This is a genomic window from Sporosarcina pasadenensis (genome assembly GCF_047228845.1).
In the GTDB taxonomy this organism is placed as follows: Bacteria; Bacillota; Bacilli; order Bacillales_A; family Planococcaceae; genus Sporosarcina.
Window position 1 is genome coordinate 229,467 of sequence record NZ_JBFEGM010000005.1, and the last position, 12,394, is coordinate 241,860.

A 12,394-nucleotide genomic window follows, 5' to 3' on the forward strand; every position below is an offset into this window, starting at 1 on the left:
ATTTTTAACCTACTGAAACTTCTTCCGGAGTGCTTTCAACTACCTTCCGGTTCACAAGACCAATCAATGTCTCCTTCAACTTACACTCATCCATATCGAGCAAATTGTTCAACACATTCTCCATCTCCAATTGACAAATAGGAGTTGCTTTCCCGATGTATATCTTCGGGAACACATATTCACTCTGACGCTCGCTCTCATTCAGCAGCTCTTCATACAACTTCTCTCCCGGACGGATGCCGGAAAACTTTATTTCGATGTCATCTTCCTCATACCCTGAAAGTCGAATTAAGTTTTTCGCCAAATCCACAATTTTTACTGGTTCGCCCATATCAAGGACGAACACTTCGCCTCCCCTAGCAAGTGTCCCTGCTTGGATGACAAGTCTGGATGCTTCAGGAATCGTCATAAAATAACGGGTCATTCTAGGGTCAGTCACCGTTACCGGTCCCCCTGCCGCGATTTGCTTTTTGAAGAGTGGGACGACGCTGCCACGCGAGCCGAGGACATTGCCGAACCGGACGGCAGCAAATTTTGTCCTACTGTTCCTCGCAAGATTTTGAACGATCATTTCGGCAAAACGCTTTGTCGCACCCATGACGTTGGGTGGGTTGACGGCTTTATCTGTCGAGATGAGGACGAAGTGCGGCACGCCGAATGTGTCGGCAGCTTCTGCTACGTTTTTTGTTCCGAATATGTTATTTTTCACGGCTTCCATCGGGTTTGCTTCCATGAGCGGAACATGTTTATGTGCCGCAGCATGGTAGATGACGTCCGGTTGAAATTCCGCTATGATTTCAAAAATGCGGTCCCGGTCTTGGACATCGGCAATGATTGGAAGCAGTTCGGTTTCGGGTGACACTTTTTGGCGCAGCTCCATGTCGATATTGTAGATGGAACTTTCGCCATGGCCGAGCAGAATCAGTCTTTTCGGTTTAAATACCGCCACTTGCCGACAGATTTCGGAACCGATCGAGCCACCCGCCCCGGTGACTAAGATTGTTTTGTTCGTGAGCTTGTTTTTAATCGCCTTCATATCGAGCCGCACTTCGTCGCGGCCCAGCAGGTCTTCGATTTTGACGTCACGCAGTTCGTTGACCGACAATTTTCCCGTCATCAAGTCCTCGATGCGTGGAATCGTTTGTGTGCGTGCGCCTGTTGCAACGCACCGCTTCATAAGCTCAGTCATGTCCTGCCTTGCCATTGATGGGATGGCGATGATGATAACATCAATGTTATTGTCTTTGACATTTTCTTCTATATGGCTTGTACATCCTTGAATTTTGATGCCGTAAAGCTCCAGGCCTTTTTTCGCCATGTCATCGTCAAGAAAGAGAATTGGTTGCATGCCAGAATCGGGGTTGTTCAGCAACTGCCGAGCAACCAATGTACCGGCTTGTCCTGCGCCGATAATCATAACCCGCTTCATCCCTCGTTCGTTCGTTTTCCGGAAAGTATCGCGTGTGATGCGCCAGCTGAGCCGCGACCCGCCAATAAACAGAATGTGGAGCATCCATGTAAGGAATAGAGCTCGAAAATTGATGTCTTTTGCAAATAACAATTGGGCTGCCATGACAACACCAATTGTCAAAGTGACTGATTTGAATATTGCATTCAATTCGCCGATGGATGCATACGACCACACTTTCCGATACAAGCCGTAGTGCCAGGCAAATAAGTGATGTGCAATTTGAATCGTTAGGGCACTCATCAGGACAATTTCATTTTTAAAGATAACGATATCAGGCTGCAATATAAAATATCCAAGAAAGATAGATAACAGCACGATTAGTGAATCCAACAGGAAAAGCAATGTTATTCGCTTTTTCATTGTCATACGCAAGAATCCCTCCGTTCATTGATGTAACACAGAACTATCACCCCCAAATGTATTGGAAAGTATGTATAGTTTAGTAGTTCCAATCTTCCCCCCGAAGTGTTCTAGCCTAATTGTTGAATTCTGTCCTTTCAAATACTAATTTGTCTATACGCGGAACTTCATATCCCTTTCTGTTCTCTTTATCTGTATACGGGATTTTTGAAATTCAATTTATTTATGCTAGGTAATTAGATTAGTAGACTGAAACTTTAATTTAACCGATGAAGCCCAACAGCTTCCTCGGTTTCATCAGTTCCGGTTCCAAAAGGAATAACGTTTCATTCCTTAAGATACGTTCATTGTTCATGAGCAATAGATCTGCGCTTGCATGCAGCTTTTTTCTATCTAGGACGTCAAGCCCTTTTCCGAAATGGAATGGTCTCGTTTTCAAGTTATGGACGTCCGAGCCATATGTGTGGACGAGATTTGCCTCGACAAGCTGCAGTGACAGCCTTTGAATGTTTTTTCCGAAATGGCCGGATAGGCTGCCTGACGTAATTTGAGCCAAAGCACCGTGCCGGACGAGCCGTTCGAGCCGCTCGGGCTTTTCAGCGATTGCACGATTTCGTTCGGGATGTGCAATGATCGGGATGACCTCCCTTTCGAGCATTGCTTGGATAACGTTCACCGTGTAGGCGGGAACCGTCTGTGAGGGCAGTTCCAATAAAAGGTACCTGGAATTTGCGAGCGTCAATAGCTCATTGTTGTCCAATCTTTCGATGATGTTTTCCGTCAGCCGGATCTCCTGGCCCGGGTGGAGCTGCACATCAAGTCCTGCTTCCCTGATGACGTCTTTCAGCAGTGTTGTCTGGCTCAGCACTTCACTGCGATGTACATCATATTGCGGATGGCAGGTATGCGATGTGCAAATCATATCGGTGATCCCTTCAACTTGTGCCTTTTTGACCAATGCAAGTGTTTCTTCGATTGTTACAGGTCCGTCGTCAACGCCGAACAGGAGATGGGTATGCATATCTATCATTCGTTCCGTGCTCCTTTAATAGAAAAGAGAGTATAAGGGCAGACGAGCCCTCTTACTCTCCAGTTCCATAATATTGATAGTAATAATGGTCCTTCTCAAGCACGAAATTGTTCAGGAGAGTCCCTAATATATTCGCTTTTGCAGACACAAGTAATTCTTTCGCCTTACGTGCGCTTTCCTTTTCCGTCACACCAGAATTAACGACAAGGATAGTCCCGTCGCATTTATTCGAAAGGATTTGGGCGTCAGCAACTGATAGGAGTGGCGGCGCATCAAAAATGACAAGATCATATTGTGACGTCAGCTCGCGAATGAGCGCATCCATCGAGTTCGAGCCGATGAGCTCAGCAGGATTGGGCGGAATTGGACCGCAAGTGATCAAATGTAGGTCTTCGATATCTGTGACTTTCGTAACTTCTTGAAGCGACCATTGCTTCGTTAGCAAATTAGACAGCCCCGTCGTGTTCGTCGTATGAAATGTGTAATGCATCGTCGGTTTCCGCATGTCGGCATCGACCAATAGCACTTTTTTCCCTTCTTGAGCAAAGACGATCGCCACGTTCGCAGCGCTCGTCGATTTGCCCTCTCCCGGAGAGGAAGAGGTGAACAGCAGTGTATTCAATTCCTTGTCAGGCGTCGAGAAGTTGATGTTCGTTCGGACCGTGCGGAATTGCTCCGAAACGATCGATTTCGGACTATCGTTCGTCACAAGCTTTCTTGCAACGGTTTGCATTGGTCGCTGTTTTGTTTTGAACATAACTGTCACCTCTTCCTTCTTTTCCGTTGAAATGCTTCCTTCGCTTTAGACATGTCATTATCTGTAATTGGACTGACGAGGCCTAAAATTGGCAGTTCCAACAATTCCTCGATATCTTGCTCCGTCTTCACCGTCGTATCCAAATATTCGAGTAGGAATGCGATTCCGACACCGAGCATGAGACCGATGACTGCCGCAATCGCCATATTAAGGTATGGGTCGGGCTTTATGGGTCTTGGGTTTTCCGATAGCACCGCAGGCGATAGGATATTGACATTATCAACATTCATGAGCTTCTGGATTTCTTCTTGGAACACTTCAGCAGTCGTATTGGCGATGTCGACCGCCATATACGGTTCCGGATCCTGCACGCTCACATTGACGACTTGCGAATTTTGTTCACTACTCACCGTAATTTTTCCATTCAAAGCAGCAGGTGTGGTGTTTATATCCAAGTTCTCAATCACTTTCGACAAGATCGCCGGACTTTTAATAATGACGTTATATGTATTGATCAGCTGAAGATTCGCTTGAATATCCTGTGCGTTAAATTGGTTTTGCTCCACCTTCTGCTGATTGACGAGGATTTGCGTCGATGCCTGGTAGATCGGCGTCATTAGCAGGAAACTGATGACACCCGCCACCGTGATTGCCAGCAACATCGTCAGCAAAATGAGGATAGCTCTCTTCTTCAGCGTCTTGAACAGATCCTGAAGACTAATTGTTTCTTCCATATGGTCTGTATCCCCTTTATCGCTATCTGTTCTAAACGAGCCCATTATAGCATAGTGTGTAAATTGAACTCTCACGATTTGGCACTAGAATGATATATTTGAATCGTTAGACTTATTATGGAGGAGTTATGCCTCATACACTAAAACTGTAATGCCTGAGAAAAGTAGTAGGTCATAAAACCGATAAATAAATTAAACAAAAATTAATAGTTTTTGTTACCAATCTATCAACCCTTTATGATATAGTTATTGAGAATTTCATTTTTACCAATAATTTCGTCAACAAAATTGGAGGGAAACAAATGAAAAATTCAGCAAGAAAGTCTTTCCTATCGGCATTATCCCTATCGCTCGCAGCTGGTGCAGTCGTCGTAGCAGCCCCTGCTTCAGCAGATGCGGCAACCATTTCTTTCAAAGATGTACCGACAGATTTGGATCACCATGCCTCCATCATGGACTTGGCAGAAAGAGGGATTCTTCAAGGTTATGAAGACGGCACATTCCGTCCTGACGAAAAATTGACTCGCGCTCATGCTTCAAAGATTCTCGCGATGTCCCTTGGATTGGATACGACAAATGTAAAAGATCCAGGCTTCAAAGATATTAATGAAAACCAATGGTACTACGGCTATGTCGCAGCGCTCGCAAATGCAGGATACCTCTCCGGGTTCGAGGACGGTACATTCCGACCGAACGCGCCGATGACACGAGCACAAACGGCAAAAATCCTCGACTTGAGCTATAAACTTCCAAAAGCGCAAGCGGATAACCCGTTCACGGACGTCCGCAATTCCGCTTGGTACGTCGACCATGTACGCACGCTCGTTGAAAACAAAGTGACAAAAGGCAAAACAGCGACAACGTTCGAACCGAATGCAAACGTCACACGTGCACATATGGCTTCGTTTGTCGTACGATCTGAAAACTTCGAGAAAGTAGCGAAGATCGTCAATGAAACAAAAGCGCAAATCCGCGCCATCGTCAATGAAAACAACGTCATCGAAAATGCGGACGGCGAAAAAGTTGCACAAGCCGCTTATGATCCGACAACCGATACATTGACAATGACTGCATACAGTCTAGAAGAGGGAGTTAAAGCAATCCAAGGACTAGGCTTCTTCTCAGACAAGCTCCCTGCCCTCGGTGTTTCTGATATCCGTATCGGGGACGGTGACCTTATCAATGTCGTCGAAAACCGCGAAGTCGCCAAACAGCAACTCCAAGATGCAATGGTTGATATGCTTGAAGCACCGAGCGATACATCGAACGGAGACTTGGTGGCGGATAACATTAAAGTCACGCTATTCGGCCACAGTGAAGGCGTCGAATTCTGGGAATACTTCAATGTGAATCTACATGTATTTATGGGTGAATAATAAAGAGTTACTTACCTCCTTGGCAATATGTACTGCCAAGGAGGTTTTATTTTTTGGAAGGAACGTGGAAGGTTGCGAGTAAAAGGCGTTGTATATTGTAGTATATATACCTAGGGGAAATGTCACGGTATTCTGGACATTGTTTGCCCAAATATGATACGGTCACTTCATGAGAAGACTACTATTTTTACTCGTCATTGTCGGTGTATTGTTTTTTTCATCTGGCCAGACATATGAGCAGCAGTCACTCATTCCGACTTTGGAGGAACGGCTGCCAAGCAAGCCATTGGAGAGCCAGCTGGAAAAACTGGAAATCCCTTATTGGGGGAATATCGTATCAGTTGAGGAGCGAGGATATTATGCTTTCGTCGAGTTCCTGATTCGAAAGGGAGCCCATGTTTTCATTTTCGGGCTGCTGGCGATTGTCGTTTATAGCATTCTACCGAAAATCCGCTATCGAACAATTGTCGCGCTTCTCATCACGCTCGCTTTTGCAATCGGTGATGAATATCATCAGTCGTTCACAGGTGGGCGGACAGCTACTTCGAATGATGTACTATTGGACATGGCGGGTGCTGTCACCTTTTTACTAACGCTTCGGCTGATTCAGCTTGGGCTTGCCAAACGGAAGCGAAAATGAAAACCGCACAAGTCCACAGATAAGGACTTACGCGGTTTTCATTGTATTATCATCGTCCCATGGCTTTCTTTATAATGCCATCGCGACGTGTTTTTTTCATTGTTTCATATTCATCGATAAAACTTTTAGCGTACGATTTATTATAGCCGTTTGCAGTCAGTTCGGATTCAAGCGCCTTGATGACACCGTAAAATGTAGCATCCGTTTTTGCTTCCAAACTGTTCGCGGCATTCATATACTTATTATAAAAATAAGCGTAGCTGATTTTTTCGCCATCGGCCTTCTTGTCGATGTACTCCTTTTTCGCACGGCCGATCAAAGCATTGATCTTATCATCGGCTTGTCCTTCAATCTGCCTGAAAACGGGCTCATACTTCCCTTTCACCTCGGCAACGGTCAGTTTTTTCTTCGTTTTTGTTGTGCTCGCTGACTGCTTATTTTGAACCGCAGACGTTCCTTTCGATTCGGTTTTTGGTGGTGTCACACCCGCTGTTTTATTGCCCGTAGAAGAAGTTTGATCCGATTCCTCTGCTTCCGCCACAGCATCTTCACTAGCGTCGCCTTTATCTTGTTCAACGCCTTCCTCCACACCGGAGTCATCGCCATCCTCACCTATGACCAGCTTCGACCCATCCGGAAGCTCAACCTCGTACGGATTCGCAATAATTCCCTCAACCTCATCATCCGCCACATCATATTCCTTGAACTTGAATATGTACGCTAAATAAGCCCCCGCACCCAAAACGAGCGCCAATACGATTGCTATCGTAATTTTCCACTTTTTCTTCATACATACCACCTGCCCTTTTTATGATACTAGCAGTTTATCATTAATTGATAGAGGTAGGTAGTAAAAGCTCGGAACAGCAGGGAAATTTCCATTTATTGAAATAACGTAAGTAACCATATTATGTTCTATTGGGAAAATTGATTATGACTAATTACCTTATTCTTCTCACTCTCGTTTCAATTGCATGCTTTGCGATGTGAAAATATGTGTAGTCAATCTCCCCTACTTTTACCATAGCTGTATACTTCGATTATCACAATTTCATCTTTGAACAAACGTTACTCTATATCCGGAATCTTATAAGAATCTCCCATAAAATGTGGCTTTCCGTTAATTATGTCCTTTTGGACAAGGAAATACTGATCGCTGTTCTTCTTGATTCCTGCCTTACGTGTAATCACTAACGTCTCCTGACGAATCTCCCTTTTGATTTGGCGGAGTACCCGCTTCTGCTTTAAAATTTGTATCACTCTATTCATGGGTTACATGACTTTCTTACTGTGGCTTTATAGTCCGTTTCCGAACGATGAGGCTCGATGTTCCACGGCACCTTTCGGCTTCCAGCAAACACTTCATGACATTTATACTGTACGTACAGCGACTCTGCATTCTTCCACTTAGTGTCCTTTCCAAATTCCGCAGCCAACAACTCGAATGACCTCTTCGAATGCTTATCCCTTACTTCTTGACTACTCCATTCCGTCAGGGTTTCTTTCGGGTAGATACTAACAGACTTAATTCCTTTTCTATCTATCCATTCCACCTTGCTAAAGTAATCATCGAAAGTATAATCGTTGAAATCCTTTAGCATCCCACGGGTCTCCATTAATCCGTACAATGCAACTGCCACAGTCAACCTATCGACATCATTATTCGGCTTAAAGAAACCTCCCGCCGCAGGTTTTATGATTTCGTACTGCGACAACCTTTGTACTGCCGCCTTCTCCTGTTTACTTAACGTCCCGATATCTTTGTATGTAACGTTAGCCCCTTGCGGATATCTTTCTTTCATCTGCAATGAATCATTCAACGCCATCGCCAAATTCCTTCTTGATACAGATCCCCCTGGCAAGAATTGTCCTTCTTTATATTCTCCCATTAGCCCCGCCCCGTACGCTTTCACCACTCCATCGTACGTCGTTGTTTTCACTGTGACATCCTTGAACCGTGGCAGCTTTTTAGGCATTTGCAAATCTAACGCCCTTGCCAAATATGTAGCAAGTTGACCCCTGTTGATTTTATCGTACGGTCTGAATGTCCCATCGGAATAACCCTTAATAATCCCCTTATCCTCCAATACCTTTATCTGCTCTCTCACTTTTTCCGTCAACCCTCCAACATCCTTGAACCCCTTACTATCTGCACTAACTGATGTACTTATTGTAGTTCCAAGCAATGCCGTCAACAACATCACCCAAATACCCCTAGCTTTAATCATCTTTCTCTCTCCTAATTATAGTTTCTTTGTCTGTCGACACATCCGGTGCCTTTCCGGCAAATACAACTCGGTTCTTTCATCTATCCTTGACTCTATACATCGCTATGTCTGCTTCTTTAATAATGTCAGGTCTTTAGAACTGCCGATCTCTACTCCTACACTCACCGTAATGGCTATGTGTATTTCGATTAGGGCTCGCTGCACTCCTCCTTTACAACAAAAAGAGAATCTCGCAATAAACACCCGAAACGGGCATCCACGCATGGTTCTCCCTCGTGTCAATGTAAATTAAATTCTATTTTAATAATACGAAAGTTATATAGTTATGTCAATAACATATGTCCAAAGACTATAAACTATCATGACATTATTCCCGTTCGATTAATCTATTAAAAAAACCTCTGCAATTATTTTGCAGAGGTCAATTGTTAATATGTGACGTTTGCTTTGAAATAATCGTATGAAAATCTGTCTCCATGGTAGATAACAAGATTACCATCAATTAAATAAAATCAAACTGGAAACCATATGGATCAACAAAGTTGTAATTAAAATCTTCCATTTTCCATTGGTTATTCAAAGAACCTTGATGATATTGTATTGGAGGAATATCCAAATCATCGTGTCAATGGTTTCAATATAATTGTGTAGGTGCCTACACTAGAATTGAGGATGGAACGTTACGCCCGGACGAAAAATGGACGCGCGCACGCTTCTAAAATACTTGCGATGTCCCTTTGAAAAAATACGACAAATGTAACAGACGGGTTTCAAAGATATTAATGAAAACCAATGGTACTTGGGCTATGTCGCAGCACTCGCGAATGCTGGCTGTTTATGGCACGATAGAAATGTAGAAAACGGCAGCTAATCTATGTATATAAAAAAGCCACTGGCCAACATCTCATAAAATACATACACTCCTGTTGGGCATAACGTTCATGGGAGGTATATAGGAGATGTTAGCAATGGCTGTAATTAATTATATCAGATATGAAACCAACACAAAAGGACGCACTTATTCTTCAGTAGCCAAACAAATGGGAAGAGACTGGAGAACCGTAAAAAATACTCTGATATGGAGGATTTCAACCCTGATCAAAGAGTGAGACAAACTAGAAAAGCACCCGTCATGGATCCATTAAAACCTATCATTGATCAATGGCTGATGGAAGACGCGAAAAAGAAGAAGAAGTTTCGACGAACTGCTCAACGTATCTATGACCTGTTGAAAGAAGAGTACGAGTTTAAGGGTTCGGACCGATCGGTCCGTGATTACGTAGCGAAACGTAGAAAGGAGCTGATGGAGGAGAATGGGGATGCAGCCTTGCCACTGGAGGCAAAAGCGGGTACGGCACAAGTGGATTTTGGCGAAGCACCATTCCTATATAAAGGAAAAGAGGTCATCCGGCATTATCTAGTGCTTTCATTCCCCTACAGCAACGCTTTTCTATTCCAAGTATTCCCGTCCCAAAATCGTGAGTGCTTCCTGCAAGGGCTGGCGAACATGTTCAATTCCCTAGGGGGTGTTCCACATACCATCCGCTTCGATAATCTGGCACCAGCAGTGAAGAAGGTTCTGCCGAATGGAGAAAGGGAGCCCACGGGTGAGTTTGAGCGTTTCGTAGCTCATTATGGTTTCCGTTATGAATTCTGTAATCCGGGCAGTGGGAATGAAAAGGGACATGTCGAATCGATAGTCAAATACATACGCAACAACTACCTGTTGCCTGCCATCCAATATGATGACCTGGCAATCCTAAACGAGCAGGCGCTGACTTGGAGTGTGGAAAATAGAAATCGCCCTCACTATGAGAGGGAGTTGCCAATTGCCGAACTTCATTTGGCAGACAAGGCATGTCTGCTTCAACTGCCGGGCAAGGCCTATGAATGTGTCCGGTTTGAGTACGCGAAGGCCGACAAGTACGGTTTTATCCGAGTCGATCAAAAACAGTATTCCACATCCCCGCGTTTTGCGGGACAAGCAGTCACAGTCAAAATCGCTTTTGATACAGTGACCATCCTAAACACAGATAACGAAATCCTTGTCACGCATCCAAGGATATACAGAGATGAAAAGAAATGGATGGATTGGCAACCGTATCTGACATTGATGGCCAAACGGCCAACGGCAATGAAATACAGTTCGTTCTACGATCAGCTGCCCGAGGAGTGGAAAGACTACTTTGAGGCTTGTACATTGGAGGAGAAGCGGAATGCCTTGGGATTATTATCCGTTATTTTGAAAGGGCAGGACTTCTCGCTGCCGACTCAGGCTTTGGCAATTGCTTCTGAACACGGTCATCCGTCAGCCGAATCTATCAAGCATGTCTACTATCAGTTAATGAACGGACGGGGTATACGGGATACGCTTTCCTTGCCAGGGCTGGCGAAGAAGATTCCGGTTACCCCCCAGGGAATGGCCCGTGGCTTATCACATTATAACAAGCTCATGACGCTGCCAGGAGATGAACAGGCGTGAGAGGGCTTATTGAAGAACACGCAAAACGCTTGAAACTGAGCTGGATTCGTGAGCATTACCATGAAGTGAAGGCAGCATCCAACGAAGAATATTTATTGAAGCTATTTGAAATGGAAATTCAGCAACGGGAAAAGCGGAAATTGAATCAGTTGATCTCCCAATCTTCGTTGCCAGACATATCCGGCAGACAGTTTGACTGGAATGGCATTCATATGAACGGTGATATCTCAAAGGAAGATATAATAAAGGGGCATTTTATAGGAAGGAAAGAGAATTTGATTCTTTATGGTGGAGTGGGTGTTGGAAAGACACTTTCGGCCTCCCTGACGGGATGGAACGCAATCCAAGGCGAGCGGAGAAAAGTTCGTTTCTATACCGTTGCCCAACTTGTGAATAAACTACTGGAGGCCAATGAGAAAGGGACGCTCGGTAAGCTTTACAAGCAGATCGAAAGCTTGGATTTATTGATCTTGGATGAACTCGGTTACGTACCGCTGCATAAGCAAGGAGCGGAGCTCCTATTCCAAGTTATTAATTTGTGTGACTCGCGTACAAACTTCATAGATTCTCTACTTGAGCTATAAACTTCCATTGGAATCATCAACGGACAACCCATTCACAGACTTCAACAATTTTGCATGGTAAGCCGACCATATCCGTACACTCGTTGAAAATAAATTGACGAAAGGCAAGACGGCAACTACTTTCGAACCGAATTCAAACGTCACACGAGCAAAATTGCTTCATTCGTCGTCCGCTCTGAAAAAGCTATCAAGGAAAGTAATATTCTTCTTGAGTTTATTCATCCATACAGTGAATCATCCAAGAAATAGGCAACATTTCGATTCGAAACTGTTCTCTCATTCCTAAAATAAAAATAGCCCTAATCCCTCAAAAGGAATTAGAGCTGGGTAAGTCTTTGATTATAATATATATGGTTGAATTGTTAAATGATCGATATTTCACGAATGGAATAGATAGTTATCGTCAATGTATTAACTATCTTAGTTTTAGATTAACTCCATGATACCATTATTAATAGTAAAGTTAACACCCTTACTTAGCGATGATAAGGCTAGAGTTTCACCCTTTGAATTAAAAATCCCTTGAATAGCATTTACTATGTTCTCCGTTCCAAAGAATGCTTTTTCCGGAGTTGCTTCTCTCTTTTCTAACAGTTGTCCTGCTAATTCCGATAAAGATTTCTTACCATCAATCATCTCATTTACAGTAGTTAAAACTGTAGTATAAGTAGTTCCTTCTAATACTATAGCTTCATTAGTCATACCTTTTGCTTTCAAGTCATCTATTAGTTG

General features: G+C 43.9%; 10 protein-coding genes and 2 pseudogenes. 5 read left to right on the plus strand and 7 right to left on the minus strand.

Annotation, left to right across the window (positions count from 1 at the left end):
- Positions 1–4 precede the first annotated feature (4 nt).
- From AB1K89_RS09340 to AB1K89_RS09355, 4 genes are all read right to left on the minus strand, one after another.
- A complete protein-coding gene (locus AB1K89_RS09340) occupies positions 5–1,837 on the minus strand; it encodes a polysaccharide biosynthesis protein (RefSeq protein ID WP_413054504.1) in 1,833 nt (610 codons plus the stop codon).
- A gap of 256 nt (positions 1,838–2,093) precedes the next feature.
- On the minus strand, positions 2,094–2,861 hold the full coding sequence (locus AB1K89_RS09345) for a tyrosine-protein phosphatase (protein WP_413054505.1): 768 nt from the start codon (positions 2,859–2,861) through the stop codon (positions 2,094–2,096).
- Between the two features lie 52 nt (positions 2,862–2,913).
- A complete protein-coding gene (locus AB1K89_RS09350; RefSeq protein ID WP_413054506.1) occupies positions 2,914–3,618 on the minus strand; it encodes a CpsD/CapB family tyrosine-protein kinase in 705 nt (234 codons plus the stop codon).
- Positions 3,619–3,623: 5 nt separating this feature from the next.
- Entirely contained in the window at positions 3,624–4,352 is a 729-nt protein-coding gene (locus AB1K89_RS09355; RefSeq protein ID WP_413054507.1) for a YveK family protein, read from the minus strand.
- Positions 4,353–4,654: 302 nt separating this feature from the next.
- Between AB1K89_RS09355 and AB1K89_RS09360 the strand changes: the two genes are divergently transcribed.
- Together AB1K89_RS09360 and AB1K89_RS09365 are read left to right on the plus strand one after the other, a co-directional pair.
- Entirely contained in the window at positions 4,655–5,728 is a 1,074-nt protein-coding gene (locus AB1K89_RS09360; RefSeq protein WP_413054508.1) for an S-layer homology domain-containing protein, read from the plus strand.
- Positions 5,729–5,897: 169 nt separating this feature from the next.
- Complete coding sequence (locus AB1K89_RS09365; protein WP_413054509.1) at positions 5,898–6,368, plus strand: VanZ family protein; 471 nt, start codon at positions 5,898–5,900, stop codon at positions 6,366–6,368.
- A 49-nt stretch (positions 6,369–6,417) separates the two neighbouring features.
- Here the strand turns inward: AB1K89_RS09365 and AB1K89_RS09370 are convergent, their stop codons facing one another.
- Together AB1K89_RS09370 and AB1K89_RS09375 are read right to left on the minus strand one after the other, a co-directional pair.
- Positions 6,418–7,158 (minus strand): hypothetical protein, encoded by a 741-nt coding sequence (locus AB1K89_RS09370; RefSeq protein WP_413054510.1) that lies wholly within the window; start codon positions 7,156–7,158, stop codon positions 6,418–6,420.
- Positions 7,159–7,633: 475 nt separating this feature from the next.
- Complete coding sequence (locus AB1K89_RS09375; protein ID WP_413054511.1) at positions 7,634–8,596, minus strand: DUF2599 domain-containing protein; 963 nt, start codon at positions 8,594–8,596, stop codon at positions 7,634–7,636.
- A 959-nt stretch (positions 8,597–9,555) separates the two neighbouring features.
- Between AB1K89_RS09375 and istA the strand changes: the two are divergent.
- The 3 genes and pseudogenes from istA to AB1K89_RS09390 all read left to right on the plus strand — a co-directional run bounded on the left by istA (position 9,556) and on the right by AB1K89_RS09390 (position 11,948).
- Positions 9,556–11,078, plus strand: a pseudogene (gene istA / locus AB1K89_RS09380) (IS21 family transposase).
- A pseudogene (locus AB1K89_RS09385) lies at positions 11,075–11,641 on the plus strand (ATP-binding protein); the annotation flags it as partial. The pseudogenes istA and AB1K89_RS09385, both read left to right, overlap by 4 nt.
- Before the next feature lie 91 nt (positions 11,642–11,732).
- On the plus strand, positions 11,733–11,948 hold the full coding sequence (locus tag AB1K89_RS09390) for an S-layer homology domain-containing protein (RefSeq protein WP_413054520.1): 216 nt from the start codon (positions 11,733–11,735) through the stop codon (positions 11,946–11,948).
- A gap of 140 nt (positions 11,949–12,088) precedes the next feature.
- Here AB1K89_RS09390 and AB1K89_RS09395 read toward each other — a convergent pair.
- Positions 12,089–12,394 (minus strand): hypothetical protein (locus tag AB1K89_RS09395; protein WP_413054513.1); only part of this gene is annotated, 306 nt, incomplete at its 5' end.